Annotated in this window: 15 protein-coding genes and 1 pseudogene; 1 reads left to right on the top strand and 15 read right to left on the bottom strand. The window is 47.8% G+C overall.

The genetic code is table 11. The annotated features are described in order from the left end of the window. Window positions 1-181: 181 nt before the first annotated feature. From V7723_RS14035 to V7723_RS13995, 9 genes and pseudogenes are all read right to left on the bottom strand, one after another. Window positions 182-2,350 carry an FUSC family protein gene (locus V7723_RS14035; RefSeq protein ID WP_335685116.1) on the bottom strand — a complete coding sequence of 723 codons (2,169 nt, stop codon included), beginning with the start codon at window positions 2,348-2,350 and terminating at the stop codon, window positions 182-184. Beyond that, on the bottom strand, window positions 2,347-3,291 hold the full coding sequence (locus tag V7723_RS14030; protein ID WP_335685115.1) for an HlyD family secretion protein: 945 nt from the start codon (window positions 3,289-3,291) through the stop codon (window positions 2,347-2,349). The genes V7723_RS14035 and V7723_RS14030 overlap by 4 nt, the downstream gene beginning before the upstream one ends. A gap of 1,076 nt (window positions 3,292-4,367) precedes the next feature. After that, window positions 4,368-5,064, bottom strand: a pseudogene (locus tag V7723_RS14025) (IS6 family transposase). A 665-nt stretch (window positions 5,065-5,729) separates the two neighbouring features. Further along, window positions 5,730-7,253 (bottom strand): sugar ABC transporter ATP-binding protein, encoded by a 1,524-nt coding sequence (locus V7723_RS14020; protein WP_335685114.1) that lies wholly within the window; start codon window positions 7,251-7,253, stop codon window positions 5,730-5,732. Then, window positions 7,253-8,365: an SMP-30/gluconolactonase/LRE family protein gene (locus V7723_RS14015; protein ID WP_335685113.1), complete on the bottom strand. Its 1,113-nt coding sequence runs from the start codon at window positions 8,363-8,365 to the stop codon at window positions 7,253-7,255. The genes V7723_RS14020 and V7723_RS14015 overlap by 1 nt, the downstream gene beginning before the upstream one ends. Next, a complete protein-coding gene (locus V7723_RS14010; RefSeq protein WP_335685112.1) occupies window positions 8,365-10,488 on the bottom strand; it encodes an ABC transporter permease in 2,124 nt (707 codons plus the stop codon). The genes V7723_RS14015 and V7723_RS14010 overlap by 1 nt, the downstream gene beginning before the upstream one ends. An 85-nt stretch (window positions 10,489-10,573) precedes the next feature. Then, on the bottom strand, window positions 10,574-11,605 hold the full coding sequence (locus tag V7723_RS14005; protein WP_335685111.1) for a sugar ABC transporter substrate-binding protein: 1,032 nt from the start codon (window positions 11,603-11,605) through the stop codon (window positions 10,574-10,576). A gap of 77 nt (window positions 11,606-11,682) precedes the next feature. Then, the gene (locus V7723_RS14000; protein WP_335685110.1) at window positions 11,683-12,723 is read right to left on the bottom strand and encodes an ABC transporter permease; all 1,041 of its coding nucleotides are present in this window, start codon (window positions 12,721-12,723) and stop codon (window positions 11,683-11,685) included. A gap of 396 nt (window positions 12,724-13,119) precedes the next feature. Continuing rightward, entirely contained in the window at window positions 13,120-13,437 is a 318-nt protein-coding gene (locus V7723_RS13995) for a hypothetical protein (RefSeq protein WP_335685109.1), read from the bottom strand. A 73-nt stretch (window positions 13,438-13,510) separates the two neighbouring features. Here V7723_RS13995 and V7723_RS13990 point away from each other — a divergent pair, with 73 nt between their 5' ends. Beyond that, entirely contained in the window at window positions 13,511-14,341 is an 831-nt protein-coding gene (locus V7723_RS13990) for a phytanoyl-CoA dioxygenase family protein (RefSeq protein ID WP_335685108.1), read from the top strand. A 210-nt stretch (window positions 14,342-14,551) separates the two neighbouring features. Here the strand turns inward: V7723_RS13990 and V7723_RS13985 are convergent, their stop codons facing one another. Genes V7723_RS13985 through V7723_RS13960 form a run of 6 tightly spaced genes read right to left on the bottom strand, consistent with a single transcriptional unit; the run spans window position 14,552 to window position 22,383 of the window. Continuing rightward, window positions 14,552-15,220: a carbonic anhydrase gene (locus V7723_RS13985; protein WP_335685107.1), complete on the bottom strand. Its 669-nt coding sequence runs from the start codon at window positions 15,218-15,220 to the stop codon at window positions 14,552-14,554. Window positions 15,221-15,236: 16 nt separating this feature from the next. Continuing rightward, window positions 15,237-15,689, bottom strand: coding sequence for a hypothetical protein (locus V7723_RS13980; RefSeq protein WP_335685106.1), 453 nt, complete (start codon window positions 15,687-15,689; stop codon window positions 15,237-15,239). 2 nt (window positions 15,690-15,691) lie between these two features. Then, window positions 15,692-16,375: a respiratory nitrate reductase subunit gamma gene (gene narI, locus V7723_RS13975; protein WP_335685105.1), complete on the bottom strand. Its 684-nt coding sequence runs from the start codon at window positions 16,373-16,375 to the stop codon at window positions 15,692-15,694. Between the two features lie 9 nt (window positions 16,376-16,384). Continuing rightward, complete coding sequence (gene narJ / locus V7723_RS13970; protein ID WP_335685104.1) at window positions 16,385-17,083, bottom strand: nitrate reductase molybdenum cofactor assembly chaperone; 699 nt, start codon at window positions 17,081-17,083, stop codon at window positions 16,385-16,387. Further along, window positions 17,080-18,633, bottom strand: a complete 1,554-nt coding sequence (gene narH / locus V7723_RS13965) for a nitrate reductase subunit beta (protein WP_335685103.1) — start codon at window positions 18,631-18,633, stop codon at window positions 17,080-17,082. Before narH ends, narJ begins: the two co-directional genes overlap by 4 nt. A 9-nt stretch (window positions 18,634-18,642) precedes the next feature. Beyond that, window positions 18,643-22,383, bottom strand: coding sequence for a nitrate reductase subunit alpha (locus V7723_RS13960; protein ID WP_335685102.1), 3,741 nt, complete (start codon window positions 22,381-22,383; stop codon window positions 18,643-18,645). Window positions 22,384-22,402: the final 19 nt, after the last annotated feature.

Genomic DNA, 22,402 nt, shown 5'->3' with positions numbered 1-22,402 from the left:
AGTGTGGATAGCTGTCGTCCTGATCCTACAGGTAACTGAATTTGCGTAAATTGGACTTCAGGGTTTCTCGCCAGCTTAGGTGCTCACGTATACATGGCCCTTCGTGAGAATCCTGGCTGTTCGCGAAATGGTAGCGCGCATGACCGATTGGAAGGGAGACGATCTTTCACAGTTAACTAACTTATCGGAGACTCCGCTCTAATTGTTGTGCCTGATGCAGATGTTTCAATATGCGCATTAGCGATATTTCGGTGAAGAACGTATGTTCCGTTTGCAAAGTAATCTCAGACTCTGTAGAAATACCCGCTATTCGATTTTTGCTTTGCTCAGTCATTTCTGCAAGGAAATATCCGAAGTCCGCTTCATTTGAATTGTCCACTTTGTTTAATATCAAATGGATATGACTAGTAAGCCACGAAATAACTTCGCTTGCCGTCGATTTTCCAGCCGGATTGTCAGATTGGGCAAGAATGTAGCCATAGAGACTGTGCAACAGGTATCGGTAGTTTGTGACGCCTTCCTCTTTGAGTTCTAACAGGTCAACATCTCCATCCTCGTCAAAACTTTCTAGTTCGCGGATGGCACTAACCATGTTGATAAATAATCGTCTGTTTTGCCAGTGGTCGAGACGTGCCAGCGCATCTGGATTCCTGAAAATCCACTCGCATACTTCCCTCGTCGCTTGATTACTCTGACGGATCAAATGCTGCAAATGCGCTATAGGATGTGTCGGAACAAGCAACTTCTGAAAAAAAATGAGGCTCAAAACGCCAAGAAAAATACCGAGTAAGCGTTCAAAAGGAGGGCCAAGCGACTGCACCGGTGACAATTCTCCAAAGAGCCCGACGACGACCACGAGGAAGCACTGCATCCCGAAATAGGATATTTTGGGCTCGCCATAAAAAATCAGGCCACAGAAAAACACTACTGCAAAGAGCCAGGCTAGCATGACCGCAAGGTTTTCGATATTCAGTCCAAGAATTAGGAATGCAATGACAGCGCCAATTAAACAACCTGATAATCTTAAATATCCCTTAAACTGTGTCGAACCTATCGTTAGGGTAATGCAGGCAGCAATTGATATAACAATTTGCGAATAACCCGGTAGATCCAGATATAGCCACACAAAAGGTAGTGTCAGAACTGCAATGGCTCCAGAAAGCGCAAATCTGAATTTGTACGGATCAAGATAAAAGCCTGAAAAGCTATGGCTGAACGATCTGGTATTGAGGGTTACCACTGCTTTACCAGCCGGAGCTGCAAAAAAACTATGCGCAAGTTCCTGACATAGTAAACGAAAGCACCTGGCAATCTGAATGTAGTGAATGCGATCCTCTCGATTACTGGGATGAGTTTCTTCAAACGTCTTGATCAGGTTATCCAGCCGGACGACTTCGGATTCAGGGCAATCTATCGACTCTTCCACGGACAGGTTTTTTTGACCAAACGGCAAAATCGCTCGCAAACTGTCCCTGATCTCAATTAGAGCCTGGCGGCGTTCATCAGACAATGATCTATCGTTGAGCTGCACGATATTTTCATTGTAGCAATAGAGCATTATCTCAGCCATTCGGCGCAGGCCTAGGGCCATTTTCTGCTCGCGTATCAGCTTGGAATATTGCCCGGTTTCCAGGCCCGCATAATCAAGCAACTCGTCGAGGTCGAAGAGCTTGTCCATGAGCGATCGAGCTTGACGCTCAAATGCCTCTGTCGGATTAGAGGCTTTCGGCGATATTAATTGATCAAAAAAGCTGTTGCTAAGAGCCTCAAGTGCAAAAAATCCTTCTTCAAGTGCGTCAGAAATCTGCTTTCTCGCATGCTCAACAAAAATGGTATTACTGACCAAGAGGCCGACAAGAATACCGATCGCAATTTCAAAACTGCGGTAAAAGGCGAGATGAATAAAGGTTTGAGGCGTCGGATTTTCCAATCCACCGACAAGGACCAATAGTGCCGTTACATACAAAAATATCCAGGCATAAACATGGCGTCGAAAGACGGATGACAGATAGATTCCGCAAAAGGCAACCAACGTTACTACAAAAACTAAAATTAAATGATGTTCTACCAAGATGCTCGCCAAGATTAGCCCAAGCACTGCACCTGACACGGTTCCACCTATCCGAAGGAGGGCTTTGTAAATCGTGGCACCCACGGTTCTTTGCATTACAACAAAGGCGGATATTCCGGCCCAGTATGGTTGTTCCGCCTGCAAATACAGGGCCATAAAACAGGCAAGTACGCTAGCAATAGCGGTTTTAAGGGACCGCCTGACGGTCGGGTGAGAAAAATTCAGGTCCTTAAAGGCTAGTGTGATCCCTCCGGCTAATTGCCGGTAGAAGCCGTTCATCGAAGAATAATGACGCGGGCATCGATGCCAACTTGAAGTGTATCACCCTCTGGAATATCGATGAGGTTTATGCGTACCGGAATTCGGTAGCTATAGCGTATCCAGCTTGTTACCGGCTTGACATATGGTAAAGCAGGATCAGAAGTACTTATTGTACGAGACACTCCCCGTCCGAGACTTTCGACTTCGCCCTTAAAAAGCTGCCATGGATAGCTGGAAAGATAAACCCAGACAGGCTTGCCAGGATGAAGCATCGCTAAATTTGTATCTTTGATATTGGCGACAACCCTCGTCGTGTTCTCTTTCACAAAGCCAAACAGGGCTTCTCCCAGGTTGGCATAGTCACCTGAATAGAGACGCAGATTATTAATATAACCATTCCCCGGCGCATAAATTTTACTGATTCCCAATTGATATTCAGAAAGTCCCACAGCGCTTTCCAAATTTTCTATCTCGGCGGTAAAAATATCCGCCTGTTGCATGCTGAGTTCATACGCCTTTTGCGCTTGGACTACCTCAAGCTGTGTAATTTTTTGCTGCTCTTCTCGTTCCTGAAAGTTTTGCTGGGAAGTGGTTCCAGATTGAAATAACTTTTTGTAGCGGGCAAGTTCAACTGTTGCCAACTTGTTTTTAGCTTTGCTGATATTCAGCTCCGCCAGCAATTCTGCTGTTTCGGTCGTCAGATTAACTTGCTCCACCTTAACTTTCTTCAATTGTGCTTTGGCAGATTTGACCGCGAGAATAAAAGGTTCCTGATCAAGCGACAGAAGAAGCGTCCCGTCATTGACAAAATCATTATCGGCAACGGCTACGTCATTGACTATTCCCGGCACGCCAGCTGAAACACGGACAACATCCGCATCCACATAGGCATCGTTATTGTAGACGAAGAAATATCCGGAACTGTAATAGAGGCCCGCAAGTCCGATAATGAAAGGCACTAAATATTTCCAGAGTCTCATTTCCATCACACCAGGTTTAACAATCGCGGAAAAACTCTCCGGTAAGTTTTGCAGGTTTTCCTCGGCACAGTTTATTGTATAAGCGTATAATAACAATACTGTTTCTACAAATGTATAGTAATTTCTAGATTCTAAACAGTTTTTTGTAAATACCCAGAGGGCGTCATTTTGATATAGGTGGAATTAGTGTACTCGACGAAGTTCTAAAGTGTGCCCTTTACCTACGGAGGTCGAAGGCTCGACGAATAGGCCGCTTTTTGGAAAGATATCAAACTAAGAAAATTCAATAACATTTGTCGTTATGTACGATCACTAGGCTAGGACAGAAATCTGGTACAGGATTCAGTATTGCAAGGAGGCTATTAGGCTATGACCCTTTGATATAAATGAGGCGGAAGAATGCGGCGGTTTCTCTCCGACCCTTCGCCACCGACTTTTATATTTCGATAACTTAAGGCGATTTTTGTTTTTTAACCGCATTCTTACCCATCTCTAAAATTACGATGAAATGATGGAAATTTAGGGTTTCGCAAAACGGAGGCCCTGCCCTTTTCCGTCTTGCAGATTATATATTTAGGAAGTGGTCCGTACAATGGTATCATTATCAAACATCTATTTTGAGGATTGTCGCTGATGGAGATGCTTCCTGACATCGCCCCCATTTATCCGAGCTTAAAAGGTGCTGTACTGACACTGTTCCGCGACGCAGTGTCCGATCGAGCACTGCGATTAGAGCCCCGGAAACCTATTTTTAATGCTGTTTGAGGAAACATGAAGACGACAATTAAACACATTTTAATCGTAATGACGGTTCTTATAGTAATGATTGTCATTGCAGGTATGTATAAGTTTACCTACCTGTCTGGACTTCCAGGCTATGATGTGGATGGCAATCAATTGCCAAAAGCCGAAAGTACAAACGACTGAGGATTGGTTTGTCAGTATAATTAACCTGCTGCCAGTGGTGGAAATTTGCATAAATTTTCCACGGATAATTCCCACGACGATGTCACATTAACTTCCAATGGACGCAGATATCCCTCAGTTACAATTTCTCAGGTAGCGGCGCTTGCAGTTGCCCAAACATTAAAGGCTTCATTGCGGAGCTGCTTGAAATGAATTCGATGGAGTAGGTGGCGTTGGACATAGAAAGTATTGTAAGTGGCTGACTGAATATTGAGAAATCTTTGAGCAGATCCAGGTGACTTAAACTTCTGCATATTTCGTTCTCTTCGCCTGACAGGAAGATGTGAATTCTCTGCTCGATTGTTCGATCGTTTATTGTCAACGTGCTCAGCAGTTAAGCCCAAGGTTCGGAAGGCCTTGTGATAGGATTTCAGTTTATCTGTTACTATTTGCGTTGGCGCGAAACCATGTTTCTTCAATAATTTCCGCATTAATTTCAAGGCAGCTTTTGTGTTGCGCTTGGATTGCACGAAGAAATCCAGGACCTCTCCCTCATTATCAACGGCACGCCAGAGCCAGTGTCGCTTTCCTCGAATGACAATGACCATTTCATCCAAATGCCAAATATCATTGGGAGTAGGGCGACTTAGATCTAAGATTTCTGGCAATTGGTTCACCAAATTTAAGAAACCATCGTCGAACTGTTTCATAGGAGATATCCAACCCTCGCTGTGCCAACAAATCTTCAACATCTCGATAACTCAACGTAAATCGAGCGTACAGCCAGACAGCGTGCTGAATGATGTGAGAAGGAAAGCGATGACGCTGATAGGATATCTTTTGCATCAAGAAAGATTAATGCAGGGCCGGATTCTTATCCACGAAGTTATTGTGACAATACCCTGCTGCCTAAAAAAATACTGGGTCTTCTCTGCGCCTACAGTGAGTTAATGTGACAATGCCCACAAACGTGAAGCTGCCCTTGCCGAATGGCGACAGCTTGCCGCCTAAACGGTAGCACCTCAATTTCTTTCATTGCCTGCCGCCTTTCCACTGACAGTGCCCTTTTGCTCCTAATTGAAGTTAACGTGACAATGCGGACATCTTCCCTCAATGTCCACTCATGGCACAAAGCAGACATATCAGTTGCTCTAGAATTAGGTCAGCTAAGAACTATAAAGCGGACTAGTTATATCCGTGTCACAAATCTGGCACAATTGCTGACGAAAACCAGTGATATACTAGGAAAGCCGAAGAAACTCGATGCTCTGCAATCCCTTATTTTGTCTTTCACCGAGGCTCCTCACCTATCCTCATTTTTCATAAACATATTATTTGTAATCATCAGGTCCCGAGTTCGATTCTTGGTGGCGGCACCACATAAGCCCTTAAAAGACATTTTGTTTTTGAGGGCTTATGTGTTTCAAAAAACCTCTTCCAAATATTATTTGGTCAAAAAAATTCCTTATATTTAATCTTAAATAAATTCAATATGTTCTTGAAATTATTATCTAATGTACTGCCGCATACATTATCTTTTCTTCGGTCACATCAGTCGCGTCGAACTCTTCGACGATCCGCCCTTGGCGTGCTACGAGCACCCGATCGGCCAGTGCCATCACCTCTGGCAAGTAAGAAGAAATCACCAGGACGGTCACCCCTTCGGCCGCCAGATCGCGAATAATCTGGTGTATCTCCGGAATGGACCCCACATCAACACCACGGGTCGGTTCGTCGAAAATGACCAGTTTCGGTTGCTGTACAAGGGATTTTGCGACAACGACTTTTTGCTGATTGCCCCCCGACAATTCATTCACTCGGGTTTCGCCGGAAGGCGCCCGAACTGCCATTTTCTTAACCATGTCCGGCCCGAGTGTATTGCGCTGCTTTTTGGACACGAGAAAACTGCTGCCGAGTTTGCTGGCTAGCCAGGACAAATAGATATTATCGTTGATAGACATGGTTTCCAGAAAACCTTCGACCTTTCGATCCTCGGTAATATAGACGATGCCATCATCCACAGCCTGTTTGGGGACACGATATCGAACCGCTGTGCCATCGAGAAAGATACGGCCACCATGGAAAAGATTTCGCTTATAAGCACCGACAATTATTTTAGCAATTTCCGTTCGACCTGATCCGACAAGACCGGCCAGAACCGCAATTTCCCCCTCATAGGCGGAAAACGACATATTTTTGACCAAATTTCCCATCGTAACGTTTTCTACCGTCAGCATTTTTTTCTTCTTTTTGAACTCGTCCGCGGCTTTCGAAGAATCCTTGTGATGGTAGATGCTCTGTTCCTCGCTCCGGCCAACCATATGACGGACCAAATCATCCCGGGACATCTTACCGGTCTCTTCTGTAATAATATGTTTGCCGTCCCGCAGAACCGTAATCCTGTCAGAAATTTCAAGAGATTCCTCAAGCGCATGAGAAACGTAAATAATCGCGACGCCACGCGCCTTCAGATCGCGAACGAGGTCGAAGAAATGTTGCTTTTCTTCCGGCGTCAGTGTCGCCGTTGGTTCGTCAAAGATAATAACTTTTGCATCATGATAGACGGCACGGGCAATCTCGACCATTTGTCGTTGCGCAGCCCCAAGCATGGACACGGACATGGTCGGATCCACATGAAAATTCAGGGTCTGCAGCATCACCTGCCCTTCAATATACAGGCCCCGCATCCGGGTGAGGAACTGTTCTTTTCCCAGCCTCAGATTTTGGGCAACGGACATAGACGGAACAAGGCTCGTTTCCTGATAAACCATGGCAATGCCCGTATCCAGCGCTTCGCCAGGATCCGCGAAATTCCGCTCTGTGCCATCGAAATAAATCGCCCCATCGGTCAGCTTGATGGTTCCAGCTAACGATTTACACAAAGTCGATTTTCCGGCACCGTTTTCACCAGCCAGAGCGTGGATCTCACCCGGATATAAATCAAAACTCACGTCCTCAATGGCATGAACGCCGCCATAAATCTTGGTCGCACCTTTTATCTCAATAATTGGTTTAGGCGTGGTATTCTCGCTCATTATTGCCCACCCTGTTCAATATAAATTACTTTCTCGCTGCCTTTCGCCGCGGCAATTACATTGCCCGATCCGGACGCTACTCCGGTAACACCATGAACGGCTCCATCTGCACGACTATGCAAGCTGCCGACAATCTCAAATTCCGGATCCAATCGAACAACCAATCCGTAAGACCGCGGTGGGGCCCACGGCTTGATTATACCAAGTACTCTAAATCCACCGCCCTGAAGCGGTTCCAGAAAATGTCGTTCCGGCTCCAGTTTCGGACGCACCCAGTATTCTGGATCAATAGTTTCCATCATCTCCTGACGATAGTCGTCTTCCTCCAGTACAAACTCCAACATCTCCGTTCGCATCCCAAACAAGGTCAGCCAAAATCCGCCTTTTTCCCGGGCGCAGATCCGCCCCGGATACCCCGGTAAGTTGGGAATAAGAACTTCGCGCCTGAAGGGTATCTTCGGATTTGATGACATACGAAAAAGTGAATGCGACCAGCTTTCACAAATCACCAGCGTCTGTTCGCCGTCTTCCACCAGGACGCCTGAGGGATAGGCGAGGCCATCGGCAAGCACTTCGCAGCTTCCCTGCCCTGGATGCCAGGATAGCACTCTACCGGTCTTATTTTTCTGCATCAAATCATGCACCCAGTCATCGGCTTTATGAAGAGAAGATCCCTGGGTGATGAATATATGTCCATTGGCAGATTCCGTCACCGCTGTTGGGCTTAAAATTGGGGCACCGCCGGCCATGTTAATCCGGGCGCCATCTTGTGGACCGCCACTGATTTCTACACCTATACCATCCAGACAGACGGCCACCCCACCGTCGGCAAGGCAGGCAATAGCACCTGTCGGGCCTTCGAAATTACCAAATTCTGTTATGCCTGCATCCGCTGAATACCGAAAGACACAGTTGCCGCTTGAGATATACAAGATACCGCCCGGGCCGATTGCCACGTCATCGGGTTTACCAATGGCATCGTCATCAAACAGAATTTCGCAACTGTCCAAACCGCTGTTCGGTCTAAGTGGGCCATCCATCGAAGGGATCGCATGTGTCTCGCGGTCGGGAGAGACAATGTCGCGGATCATATCCATCCATCGTGCAGCCATTATTTGAGCCCCCAATAGTTTTCGGGGCCCGTCCAGTTCGGATCCGCGTCCGGAAGATCAATAACCCCAATCCGGTTATTCATTAGGCCACCAAGATAGAGTTTTCCGCGATGTTCACGCATGGAGGTAATTGCTGGATGACTCTCCCCTCCCTTATCCCAATAGCTTTCAAGCACTTCACCTTCACCGGAAAACTTGAGGACACACCCATTATTGATATTTGAATAGATCCACTCATCCGGCGGTACCCGCTTTACCATACGGGTTCGAAATCCTGGTTTCTTCATGGCCAAATCAAACGCCGGTGTCCGCATACCTGTCAGCGCGAGCCAGTAATTTCCGTCTGACGCCCGATTGATGTTGTCGGGATTACCGGGCAAGTTTTCAATAGCAACTTCCAGTTTGCCCTTGTTCGGGCCTGCAATCCAATACTGCATAACGTTACAGGCCCAAGTTTGGGCGAAAAACAGTGACTGACCGTCATGGGCAATACAGACCCCATTGGGGAACACCAAGTCACGCAAGACAGTTCGGGTTTGCTTTTTCGCTGGATCGTAGCAGACAAGGCGCCCATTACCGCGCCCTTCCAGACCGTCCATGGCCCAACTATGCATTTCATAGCGGATCGTCGCCTCACTAAAGTAGATCTTACCGTCCGGCGCGATATCCAAGTCATCAGCGAGACGAAGCCGGCTATCATCGTTGATCTTCCAGGGCGTTCGGTTGGTCTCTTCCGTGACCTTGTAGATTTCTCCATCGGGGCGAACGCCGTAAACTCCCATACCACCGATACAGATAATCAAATTATCATCGGCATCAAACGCCATACCCAAGGGGCGCCCGCCGATCCGGGCAAAGACTTCCTGATTTTCATGATTGTCGCCCGTAAAGCGAACAATCCACCCCTCGCGCGTACCAGCATATAGTCGGTTCTGACGATCCAGAATGACATCTTCCGGCCCATCTATGGTACCCAGACCGATGGCCCGTGCGTTATTCAACTTACTATTTTGTTCAAAAACAGTACCGGAATTGATCCGTGCTTCCGGCCTCTCCCCAATATCGAGGAAAGCCGGCACCACATAAATTTTTGAGATTGCCTTACTTTTGTTTTTCAACCACTTCACATCAATGCCCACGGCAATCAGCATAATCATACCCTGCATCACGAGGGTTGGGCCGCCCGTAACACCCAATCGAACAAGCCCGTTAATCAGCACGAGGATTGTCGTGGCACCGATCAGCGCCCGACCTACCGAGCCTTTACCGCCCGCCAGACTAACACCCCCCAGCACCGCCGCCGTCAATGCCATAACCTCCAATCCATCGCCAGTATTAGATGACGAGCTGTTGAGGCGTGTGGCGTAAACAAGCCCGGCCGTGGCACTTAAAGCACCGGAGAGAACATAGGTGCAAAATATTGTAAAATCGATCCGGATGCCCGCATGGCGCGCTGCCTTACGATTGGAACCAATGGCGGCCACGTGCCATCCCGGGCGCGATCGGCTGAGCAGAATATGGGCGATAATCGCTACAACAATAAGAATTATGATATTGGCCGGGATACCGAACAAAGTACCGTCGCCAATAAAGTCCCAGACTTCGCTTTCCTGATATCCAGTGGCCATTTCCACCGCGTAAATAGGCGTGGTGAGGTCAAATATCGCGCGGAAAAGCAGCAAGGTGACAAGGGTTGTGAGAAACGCCCCCAATTTCAGATACCCGATCAAAACACCATTTATTGCCCCCATCATGGCGCCGGTCAGAAGCACCAGTGGGATTACACCCCAGACTGGGATTTCGAAGACGTTAAACAATACCAGCGCCACAAAATCGGCAAGCGCAAACATGGCGCCGACGCTTAAGTCAATTCCGCCGACCATCAACACCAAGGTCATGGCCAAGACGACGAAGCCGAATTCCGCAAACTGGCTAAAGGTGCTGGAAAGGTTGGAGAAAGAGAGATACCCCGGGATTGCTATTGCGCAGAAAATTAACACCGCACACATCATGATGAAGGGAACGAGAGATTCCATCCAGCGCTTGGCGAGCAATTCGGCAACCGCCCGCTGAAACGACCATTTATACCGGACTGTCTGGATAGCTTCGGTGATAGATGTCATGGACGGTCTCTCTTCAATGTCAGGGAAGATGGTAGAAAAGGGCGGCAATCCGTATCGCCGCCCTTATTCGGTCTTTTTGCGCCGCTTAATTGCCGATCAAGTCATGGCAGTCCGTGGTTTTCACAGTCTTGGCATCATGGATCATGATCGGTGTATAGAGCGCGAAAGGTTTCTCGCCGGGCTCAACACCTGTCTGCGCAATCGCCTGAACAGCATTGACGACGTCCCGTCCCTGCAAGATTGAATCGTAACTGAAATGCTTGTCTAGAATACCTGATTCCAAAGCATCACATATCGGGCGGGAATTGCTACCACTACCATAAACCAGAACCTGATCGCTTAGGCCTGCTTCCTTAACAGCCTGGCCGGAGCCAAGCATCATGATTCCCCAAACACCAGCTGTGGCGCAAAGGTCCGGGTTCTGCTGCAGAACGGCGGCGGTGATGTCATGGGCTTTTGTCGCATCCCACTGTGCGGCCTGATCATTGACGATGGAAATGGCAGAATCTTCTGCCAACGCTTTTTTAAGACCAGCGTTAAACCAAACATTGGCCGCCGCTGTCAATTCGCCTTGAACAATGGCAACTTTGCCACTTTTTCCACTGCCGGTGCCGCATTCCTTGACAATGTCCTGGCCAATTTCTTCACCATGGCTAACCCAGTCAACGCCAACAAAACCGCTAGAGCGATAGTTGGATGCCATATTCAGCTGGATTACATGGGTACCGTTTTCTTCTGCCTTTTTCAGTAATTTCGCAAGTACCTGCACATCTGGATTCTGCACCACGAGATAGTCAACATTTTCAGAAATAAGTGCTGAGATGACTTGTGTCATGGCATCAACTTTCCAAGCCGGGTCCTTAACCACAAAGTTCATACCAGCAGCTTCGGCAGATCTTTTTATGCCATGATGCCAATAGTCAGATAACGGTAAGCCGAGAGATATTGGTACATATGCAATCGTTTTCCCTTCTAGTGATGTCACATAGTCACTGCGGACCATCCGCTCCGTCTTGCCACTGATCTTTCCCGCCGCAATTGCTGTGGATGCCATGGCAACCGCCACACCTCCAACCATCAATGCACTGCTGAGTTTTTTTAGGTTTGTTCTAACCATTTTTATATGCCTCCCTTTAAATTAAAATTGATTGTCCTTCCCCCAATTTCGAGCACCAAGTTGATGCGTCGGAATTGCTAATGGTCTCCTTGCTTATCCGTTTCCTCATCTTTCGGATGCAAGCGACGGTCAACAATGATCGCCGCCAACAGCACAACGCCTTTGGCGATATTCTGGACGTCCGAGTTAATGTTTAAAATGGTCATACCGTTAAGTAGAATACCAATTAGAATGGCACCGACCACGACGCTGGCGATCCCGCCACGACCACCACTCAGGCTAACTCCCCCCAACACAACAACCAACAACACATCAAAAATAAGCGTGGAATTGACAATTTCCGTATTCATTGACGCAACCGTTGCTGCTGTCGTAATACCGGCAATAAAAGCGGCTGTAGCGCTAATCATATAAGTGAGAATAATCAGTGGCCTAACCGAAATACCGATCAAACGCGCCGCTAACAAATTATCACCCAGACCGTAAATATGCCGTCCTATTGTCGTCCGCCGCAAGAATAGATGAATGACAATGGCAACTGCCAAGAAAGTCAGCACCGGCATCGGCAGACCGAAAAATAGACCCTGCCCCAAAAAAAGAAAATCTGTTGCTTCTTTAGGTGGATACGCATGAACACCGCTTAAAAGTACCCAGCGACCAAATCCGAAACAAACAAGGCCCGTAGCCAACGTGGCGAACAACGGCGGAATTTCAATGAACGCGACAATCCAGCCATTCAGGATACCGACAGTCAGCGCAAATCCAAGTCCCATAAGCAGAATCACGGCAAGACTCATATCGCTGGACATCAGGGTCAAAACCCAAGCAGACGAAATGGCCATTACCGAGACTTGCGATAGATCGAGCCCCCGCCCGATAACGACAACCGCCATCCCAGTGCTCAATATGCCAAGCACCGCAATACTGCGAAGCATGGTGATTAAGTTACCGAAAGAAGCAAATCCCGTCAGCGTTACCGCGAAAAACAAAAAGCAGGCTATTGCCATGGCCAGAACGATAAGTTCTTGACTCGGCGTTTTATTCCACCCTTTTTTTTCCTGAAAATTTGGGTTTAACGCAGTTTCATCTGAAGTGTTTGCTTGTCCCTGTTCACTCATGTGACAGGCGTCGCTCGATAGTTCCAGGCTAATGTCAAAGTATCTCCCCCGAGTTTTGACGTTCGTTTTTTATTTTTTTATGCCTTGGCTGCCACCTTAGCGCATAAATAACTCAATAAGCAAACGCGCAAATACAAAATTTCTAATACGAAAATAGTGCGCTGCAAGCCAGACCATCCACCTATGCAATTTAACGTGGGTTTGGTATAATGAAACAGATTATATCTTCTTTTTTTCAGTAAATAATTCAATTATATCAGAAGTGTAAGAGAAAATCTTCCAGCTGTTTATTGTATTGTTGAAACCGTATCGTCACTTAGGCGACCTCCTTTCCTGATAATTTTTATCCACTACATTCTGCGAATATCTTCTAATCAAAATACCGTTGATTTCCCTTTAGTTCGCTAGGGAAACCCATGCCAGAGGTTGCAGCTTTGGTAAAACGAAACTGGAAAGACTCCAGCTTCGTTCATCTACACACCGCCATTTTACCGGTGTCACAAATCTGGCACAACTGTTCATGAAGACCAGCCACATTCGGTGAATACCAGAAACAATTGATTCCTCAGGACTGGAACAAATAGCTTGCAAAGAATTGGGGCAAGCAAAGAGGCAATCGATTTGCAGCCCTTCGATATACGTACGGCGGAAAACTGCGACGGCTTCTCCTTCTCTCTCCACCACAGGTTCTCGAGCCCTTCCCATATTCGTCAAAATTGTCTAGCCTCTTCCATAGCGTTATTGCAACGAGCTTCTGGATTCTTTGATGCCAACGGGGAGATTTAAGATGCTACTAAACGCCTCCGAAATTGAACAGTTTGATCGGGACGGGTATATTTCGCCGGTTTCTGTGTTGAAAAATGACGAAGTTGCGGGATTAAGAGACCAGCTGGAAACTGTAGAAGCCCGGCAACATGGCGCGTTGTATCCGGAGCAACGTAGCAAATCCTACCTGTTGTTTAAATGGTTGCATGATCTAGTGCAGGACCCTCGTATTTTAGACCCTGTTGCACAGCTTATTGGCTCTGACATCCTACTATGGAACACTCTATTTTGGATAAAAGAGGCGGGTAGTAACAGTTTTGTCTCCTGGCATCAAGATACGAAATATTGGGGTTTATCAAGTGACCAGGTGATTACCGCTTGGATTGCGTTGTCCGATGCTGGTATCGATGAAGGCTGCATGCGGGTTATGCCAGGAACGCATCGCGGAGAAGTACTTTCACATGAAGACAGTTATCATGACGATAACATGCTGACCCGTGGTCAGGAAATCAACCTTGAAGACAAAGAAATGGAAGCCGTTTATATGCCGCTAAAAGCAGGTGAGATGTCGATCCATAACTATAGATTGGCACATGCCTCAGGCCCGAATATAGCAGCTGACAGGCGCATTGGTATTTCCATGCATTTTATGCCGCCAGATACTCGCCAAATTGTTGGCAACTGGGATTGTGCGATGCTGGTGCGAGGCCAGGACATTTACAGCAATTTTGAATCAACGCCAATTCCCGCTTGCGATTTCGACCCCGAAGCCGTGGCGTTTCACAAAAAGGCGTCAAAAGCAGTCAACGAAGTCCTTTATAAAGGTGCGGCGGTGAACGATGCTAAACTTTAACCATCCGCTCGCGAATTTTTATTAGCAAGGTTTAGGTTTGACGTAACCATCTATTGATTTCAGATCAGGTTTCTTAAATTCAGCGTAGCAACAGATATTGGCCCATCTATATTACTCTTTTTTCATGGCAATTTTTCACACATTAGATAAGTCAGTTGCGGCTAAGAGCCGAGCCGAGCCGAGACAAAACCTCCATTTGGCAGTCCGGCGCTAGTTATGATGCGGCGGCCGAACAATCCGCTGATATTTTCCCTTTTCATGATTGTACTTAAGCAATTCACCTGTTTCGATATGAAAATACCAGGCGTGGAGATCTAATTTGCCGTTTTCCATCGCAGCGCGAACATAGGGATACTGTGTCAAGTTGCCGAGAGATACCAACGCGCCTTCCATTTCGCAGACTTGACATTGCTCTTCAAAATCCCGATCTCCCATGCTTTGTTTTACGGCGTCACGGGCAACGCCGAGAACGTTAACCCATCCCTGAATATAGTCGTCTTCCGGCCGTTTTTCTACGTCATCCTCTGTCTGTGACATCAAAGCTTTGACACCGCCGCAACCACTATGCGCCATGACGATAATGTGCTCTACTTCAAGGTGAGAGACAGCGAATTGCACTGCCGCGCCGATGGAGAGATGGGAATGCTGTCCGGCCTCATATGGCGGCACGATATTCGCGACATTATTCGCCGTAAAAATCTCACCGAGCCCTGCATGAGTGAGGATTGCTGGATTGACCCGGCTATCACTGCAACCAATAATCATAACCTTTGGGCTTTGAGATGTTGCGGCCCAGGCGCGATACTCTTCAAAATCTTGCTGCAGGTATTTCTGGCGAAATGCCTTGTACCCTTCCACCAGCTCCTGATAGCTATCCATAGAACTCGTTTCCTCTTTACAGCGACCCTGCAAGATCAAACCCCGAGATCCGTGCATTTCCCGCCAGGTTCAGAACATAAGATCTAATTCCTTCACGAATACTTCTTGTATGCAGGTAATCCCGGATTTTATCCTCCACCAGCTCAAATGGTAAAAACGCGTTGCTCGCATCAGACGTCCTAAACCGATCTTTGTTCTGATCATAATAGGTTTTGCAAAAGTCGACCGTCGCGGTCGGCACGGCGACATCATTTTCGATCAATGCCATGAGCGCGGCATCTAACGCCTCTTCCGCATCGCCAGTCCTGCTTAAGCCTCGATTGACCGCCTCCTGGCGTAAGAGTTCTCGCACGACCAGTGCTTGAGCCGCTGCGTCCCGCGCTTGCTCCATTGAATCTCCAGAATGATACTGCATTTCAGAAAAGACCGTATCATCCTCAATCTCGGTTTCATTGACAAATATTGGCATGGTTACCCTCTCTTTCGGACAATCTGATACCCGGGTCGCAGAATATATTTAATCGGTGCGCTGAAGACATGAACTAACCTGGTAAACGGAAAAATCAAAAAGATCGTCAGGCCCAGAAAAATATGTGCTTTAAAGATTAACGCCTCTTTCATCACGAAATCTGCCGCTCCGCCTTGGAAAGTAACGATATGCTGCGCCCAGTTCGCCAGTGCAATCATACTACTGCCATCTGGATGCTGGGCAGATGCGGGAATGGTCCCGAGCCCAAGGATTAGTTGTAGATAGAGAACCACAAGGATCAGAATATCCGCAAATTTGCTGGTTGCCCGAATGCGCGGATCAGTCAGCCGACGATAAAGAAGGATGGTCAAACCAACGAAACACATGGACCCGAAAATTCCGCCGGCGATCATCGCCATTTTTTGTTTAGCGGCGGCCGTCATCAACAAATGATAGACGCTTTCCGGTGTCAACAATCCCACAAGATGGCCGACGAAAAGCAAAATAATCCCCACGTGGAAAAGATTGCTACCCCAGCGCATTCCACGGCTCCTCAGAAGTTGAGAGCTATCCGCCTTCCAGCTATAGGGATTTTGGTCATACCGGAAAATACAGCCAAGGATCATCACAAGAACAGCAATATAAGGATAAATCCCAAACAGAAATTCGTTTAAATAGGCATTCATCAGACTCTCCTAATCTGCTTGTTTGGATTGAACATCAGCGGAGCCGAAATTGTAGGATCCAGCGGAGGGACATGTAGCGCAGGCTGTTGTATCCCCGATGCCATCAAACGCCGGCGTTTCTTCCCATTCCTTGTCAAGAGCTTCAAGGCTATCGTCGCGGGCATCGTCTTCGATCAAAGCATTACGAACAAATTCCTGATCGATGCGAACATCCGTTAGCTTTGCAAGCGCAGCGAAGATCACATGATACCCGGAACCTTTTTTCTTCAGCTTCGCAGCGATAGCTGCAACAATATGCACGACATCGCCCAGATTTTCCTGCGCTTCTGCTACTGGACAGATCGACAGGAACTCCAAAAACAAGGGCAGGTAATCGGGAAGTTCTTGAGCCGTCAAATTCAAGCCTTTTTCCTTATAGTGATCAATCAGATCGACCATGGCTTGTCCGCGGTCACGTGACTCGCCGTGGATATGTTCAAACAGGTAAAGCGAGTGTCCCCTTCCCCGATCAAACAAAGACACGTAGTCTTCCTGCGCTTCCAGAAGGTTGCGGGCCGCAAGGTCACCCATAAAAATAATGACCGCTTTTTCCAGCTTGCGGGGAAGAAGGCTTTCGTCCGACAGGGAGGATATCAGAATTTTCATATTATCCTGCAGCTCTTGGGTTGGATAAGTGAGTAGCAAACCGAGTATTTTAAAGGTTTTCATTTTTCTCTCCTAACCTGGCCATTCATGGTGTTCTTGTGAGTAGGCGTTCCGAATAGGTTCTTTTTCTTAGAGCCACCAGAGCATCCGTCGCCAAAACTGAAACCACATTCCGACCGTGTTTCAAAAGCGATCTCGTTATCAAATGGCGTCTTGCCTGCATATTCTCGGTGATTTGTCGGGATGACATAACGGTCTTCGTAGTTAGCAATAGCCATAATCTGATACATATCCTCGACCGTCGCCTTATCGAGTCCGACATGGTCCAGAATGGCAGCATCGGGGTTACCGTCCACATGCTTGGTACGCATGTATGCGCGCATGGCCAGCATCCGTTCCAGAGCATGTGTAACAGGCTGCTCTTTGCCTGCCGTCAATAAATTGGCCAGATACTTAACTGGTATACGAAGCTTGCTAACGTCCGGAATAACCCCATCATCTTCCAGTTGACCGTTATCCCAACGACTTTGGATAGGAGAAAGCGGCGGAATATACCAAACCATCGGAAGGGTCCGGTACTCCGGATGCAGCGGGAAGGCGACTTTCCATTCCATGGCCATTTTATAGACTGGCGATTTTTGAGCCGCGACAATCCAACTATCTGGAACGCCGTCTCGTTTGGCGGCCTCAATGACTTCCGGGTCTGAAGGATCCAGGAAGACATCAGTTTGCGCTTCGTATAGATCCTGTTCATCGGATACACTCGCAGCGGCTTCTATGCGATCAGCATCATAGAGAATCACACCAAGATAGCGGATACGACCAACGCAAGTTTCGCTACAAACAGTCGGTTCTCCAGCTTCAATCCGCGGATAACAGAAAGTACATTTTTCCGATTTTCCAGACTGCCAGTTGAAATAGATTTTTTTGTACGGACAGCCGGACACGCACATCCGCCAGCCGCGGCATTTATCCTGATCTATCAACACGATACCATCTTCTTCACGCTTGTAGATGGCGCCTGATGGACAAGAAGCCACGCAGGCCGGATTCAAGCAATGCTCGCAGAGCCTTGGGAGATACATCATAAAGGTGTTCTCAAACTCTCCATACATCTCCTTCTCAATGCCCTTAAAATTATAATCCTGGCTACGTTTTTCGAATTCGCCACCTAGAATTTCTTCCCAGTTCGGACCCCACACCGGCTTTTCCATTTTTTCACCGGTCAACACAGAATGCGCCCTTGCCGTTGGAATGTCCTTGGCCTCACCTGAATTTTGGAGATGAGCGTAATCAAACGTGAAGGGTTCGTAGTAATCATCAATTTCTGGCAAATCCGGATTGGCAAAAATCTTCGACAATAACCGGAATTTTCCGCCCATTTTCGGTTGGATTTTTCCATTCGATTTACGCGACCAACCGCCATTCCATTGTTTTTGGTCTTCCCAATTGCGCGGGTAACCGACGCCAGGTTTTGTTTCGACATTGTTGAACCACGCATACTCGACGCCTGCCCGGCTGGTCCAAACATTTTTACAGGTTACCGAACAGGTATGACATCCAATGCATTTGTCCAAATTCAGGACCATGCCGATTTGGGCTCGTACTTTCATCTTACTCTCCTATTCGGCAGCTTCGGTGACATGGTTCTCGTCGCCGAAATCTACATTTTCAATTTTTCGAACCATGACGAATTCATCCCTGTTGGATCCAACAGTGCCATAGTAATTAAAGCCATATGAAAGCTGAGCATATCCACCGATCATATGGGTAGGTTTGACAACGGTTCGGGTAACCGAATTATGGATACCGCCGCGCACCCCGGTTGTTGGAGACTTCGGTGTATTGATAATCTTCTCCTGGGCGTGATACATCATGGTCATGCCTTCCGGTACACGCTGTGAGACGACGGCACGAGCAACGATGGCACCGTTTACGTTGTAAAGTTCAAGCCAGTCATTATCCTCGACATCGATCTTCCGGGCATCTGTTTCACTGATCCAAACAACCGGCCCACCACGATTAAGAGTTAACATTAATAAATTATCAGAATATGTTGAATGTATTCCCCATTTCTGATGAGGCGTTATCCAATTCAGCGCCACTTCCTTGTTGCCAGACATTCTGTCTGCAAGCGGTGCCAATGTCTTAGTATTGACCGGTCCCTTGTACACACAAAAACCTTCACCAAAATCGCGCATCCACTCATGATCCTGATAGAACTGTTGCCGGCCGGTCAGCGTGCGCCACGGAATAAGCTCATGCACATTAGTGTAGCAGGCGTTGTAGCTGACATGTTCATCCTCCAAGCCAGACCAGGTTGGCGAAGAAATGATCTTCCTTGGCTGTGCTTGCAAGTCTCGGAAGCGGAGCTTTTCATCCTCTTTTGGTCTCGCAAGATGCGCATGCTCTCGCCCTGTAGCTTTTTCAAGGGCCTCCCAAGATTTAACAGCAACTTGGCCGTTTGTTTCAGGTGCAAGTGATAAGATCATCTCGGAAGCATCGATGTCAGTTTCCAGCTTGGGCCGCCCCGCATTTGAACCGTCCAAATGAGTACCGTTCAGAAGCCCCAAGAAAGCAACTTCATCATTGGTATTCCAAGTAATCCCTTTACCTCCATTCCCAAGCTTTTCCAGCAAGGGTCCGATGGAGGTAAACCGCTGATAGGTGTTGGGGTAATCCCGCTCGACAGTGATTAAATTTGGCATGGTCTTGCCAGGGATCGGCTCGACGTCACCAGTTTTCCAATCCTTGACGTCCAGCGGTTGCGCCATTTCCCCTGGCGTGTCGTGCAAGATAGGGAGTGAAACAATATCCTTTTCAACACCCAGATGACCTGGGCAGATATCCGAGTAGGCCTTTGCGAGTCCCTTGTATATTTCCCAGTCACTACGGCTTTCCCATGCAGGATCAACCGCTTGGCTTAAAGGGTGAATGAACGGATGCATGTCCGACGTATTCAGATCGTTTTTCTCGTACCAGGTAGCACTCGGTAAGACGATATCAGAGTAGATGCAAGTTGTGGACATCCTGAAATCAAGAGTGACAACAAGATCCAATTTTCCTTCTGGCGCTTCCTCATGCCAAACGACTTCGCTTGGTTTCTGCTCGTCGCTGTTGCCAAGATCTTTACCCAACACACCGTTCTTTGTACCGAGCAAATGCTTGAGCATATATTCATGCCCCTTGCCGGATGATCCCAACAAATTTGATCGCCAAACAAATAGGTTTCGTGGAAAGTTTTTCGGGTTATCTGGATCTTCGCAAGCAAATTGAAGGTCTCCAGATTTCAGCCTATTAACGACATGTGTTGCGCCATCAATGCCGGCCGCATCTGCCTCACGTGCTAGCTCTAACGGATTTTGACCGAGCTGCGGTGCTGACGGTAACCAACCCATCCGCTCTGAACGAACATTGCAGTCAAGCAGGGATAGGTTTTCCCATTTTTCCTTATCGGCTGTTGGTGATAAAATTTCGTTCAGCTTCAGCTTTTCATAGCGCCACTGATCTGAATGGCTATAGAAAAAGCTGGTAGAATTCATATGCCGTGGCGGACGGCTCCAATCGAGACCGAAGGCAAGAGGCTGCCAACCGGTTTGCGGTCGAAGTTTTTCCTGCCCGACGTAATGGGCCCAACCGCCGCCGGACTGGCCAATACAGCCGCACATGATCAACATATTCATGATCCCGCGATAGATCATGTCCATATGATACCAGTGATTGACACCGGCTCCCAAAATCACCATCGAACGACCATGGGTTTTATCGGCATTGTCGGCGAACTCGCGGGCCACCTTAATTACTTTATCAGCGGGAACCCCAGTAAACCGTTCCTGCCAAGCCGGTGTGTAGGGTATATCTTCATCAAAAGAAGCCGCGACATTTTCCCCGCCTAGGCCGCGATCAATGCCATAGTTTGCGATCATCAAATCGAACACCGTCGCCACCAGAACATTTCCATTTTTGGTTTGGAGTGTTTTCACGGGTACTTGTCGATCCAGAATGCCGTCATGATCGGAATTCTTGAAAATTTCCTGCTCGTTTTCCAGGTTACCAAAATACGGGAAACCGACTGTTACGACCTCGTCCTTGTTGTCGATGAACGACATCTCCGGCAAAATATCCGACCCATCGACAGCGCATTTCATTTCAAGGTTCCATTTGGCGCTTTTGTCCCAACGCGATCCAATGGTGCCATTTGGGGTTTTAACGCCCTTTGAAAGCGCATCAAAAACGACGGGTTTCCAATCCGCGTTTTCGGTTTCACCGGCGTCGGCGTCAAAATCAGTCGCCCGTAAAGTCCTACCCGCAATATAACGACCGTCCTTTTCATCCAGTTGCACCAAAAAAGGCATGTCCGTATATTGCTGACAGTAGTCGTGAAAGTAGCTGGATTTTCCGGTTAGATGGAACTCCTTCAAAATTACATGGCCCATGGCCATGGCCATGGCACTGTCAGTTCCTTGCCGCGGATTAAGCCAGAGATCCGTAAGCTTGGCGACTTCCGAATAATCCGGCGTAACAGAGACTGTCTTTGTTCCCTTGTATCTAACTTCCGAGAAGAAATGAGCATCAGGTGTACGCGTCTGCGGAACATTGGAGCCCCAGGCGATGATATATCCGGAATTATACCAATCTGCACTTTCCGGGACGTCCGTCTGCTCTCCCCACGTCTGCGGCGAACTTGGTGGCAAATCGCAATACCAGTCATAGAAGCTCATGCAGACACCGCCAATTAGAGACAGATAACGGCTACCCGCAGCATAAGAAACCATCGACATGGCCGGGATCGGAGAAAAGCCTATGACCCGGTCAGGTCCATATTCCTTTGCAGTAAAGATATTTGCTGCGGCAATAATTTCGTTGACTTCAGACCAATCTGCACGAACAAAGCCCCCGAGCCCCCGCACCTGTTTATATTGACTCATCTTTTCTTCGCTCAACGCGATGCTGGCCCACGCTTCCACCGGATCCGCATGTTGTCTTTTGGCATCACGCCAAAGTTTGATCAGGCGGCTACGAATGAGCGGATATTTTAGACGAGCCGCACTGTAAAGGTACCAGCTATAACTTGCTCCGCGGGCGCAACCGCGTGGCTCATGATTGGGCAAATCCGGACGTGTACGCGGATAATCAGTTTGCTGTGTTTCCCACGTTACAAGGCCATTCTTGACATAGATTTTCCAAGAACAGGATCCCGTGCAATTTACACCATGTGTCGAGCGCACGATCTTGTCGTGGGCCCAGCGCCCACGGTATGCCTTTTCCCACTCCCGGTTTTCATCTGTCGTGATGCCATGTCCCTTCGAGAATTTCTCAGGATTGGAGGTGAAATAGCTGAGCCGATCTAACAGATTGCTCATGGAGTTACTCCCTTATCGA

Source organism: Sneathiella sp., from assembly GCF_036960985.1.
Classification (GTDB): domain Bacteria; phylum Pseudomonadota; class Alphaproteobacteria; order Sneathiellales; family Sneathiellaceae; genus Sneathiella.
The sequence above is the reverse complement of the archived record's forward strand: the minus strand, read 5'-3'. Positions and strand labels throughout refer to the sequence as shown.

Excerpts from the sequence above, each read along its gene's own strand:
- V7723_RS14035 (WP_335685116.1), bottom strand. The coding sequence starts at position 2,350 with ATGAACGGCTTCTACCGGCAATTAGCCGGAGGGATCACACTAGCCTTT.
- V7723_RS14020 (WP_335685114.1), bottom strand. The coding sequence starts at position 7,253 with ATGAGCGAGAATACCACGCCTAAACCAATTATTGAGATAAAAGGTGCG.
- V7723_RS14015 (WP_335685113.1), bottom strand. The coding sequence starts at position 8,365 with ATGGCTGCACGATGGATGGATATGATCCGCGACATTGTCTCTCCCGAC.
- V7723_RS14010 (WP_335685112.1), bottom strand. The coding sequence starts at position 10,488 with ATGACATCTATCACCGAAGCTATCCAGACAGTCCGGTATAAATGGTCG.
- V7723_RS14005 (WP_335685111.1), bottom strand. The coding sequence starts at position 11,605 with ATGGTTAGAACAAACCTAAAAAAACTCAGCAGTGCATTGATGGTTGGA.
- V7723_RS14000 (WP_335685110.1), bottom strand. The coding sequence starts at position 12,723 with ATGAGTGAACAGGGACAAGCAAACACTTCAGATGAAACTGCGTTAAAC.
- V7723_RS13990 (WP_335685108.1), top strand. The coding sequence starts at position 13,511 with ATGCTACTAAACGCCTCCGAAATTGAACAGTTTGATCGGGACGGGTAT.
- V7723_RS13985 (WP_335685107.1), bottom strand. The coding sequence starts at position 15,220 with ATGGATAGCTATCAGGAGCTGGTGGAAGGGTACAAGGCATTTCGCCAG.
- V7723_RS13980 (WP_335685106.1), bottom strand. The coding sequence starts at position 15,689 with ATGCCAATATTTGTCAATGAAACCGAGATTGAGGATGATACGGTCTTT.
- narI (WP_335685105.1), bottom strand. The coding sequence starts at position 16,375 with ATGAATGCCTATTTAAACGAATTTCTGTTTGGGATTTATCCTTATATT.
- narJ (WP_335685104.1), bottom strand. The coding sequence starts at position 17,083 with ATGAAAACCTTTAAAATACTCGGTTTGCTACTCACTTATCCAACCCAA.
- narH (WP_335685103.1), bottom strand. The coding sequence starts at position 18,633 with ATGAAAGTACGAGCCCAAATCGGCATGGTCCTGAATTTGGACAAATGC.
- V7723_RS13960 (WP_335685102.1), bottom strand. The coding sequence starts at position 22,383 with ATGAGCAATCTGTTAGATCGGCTCAGCTATTTCACCTCCAATCCTGAG.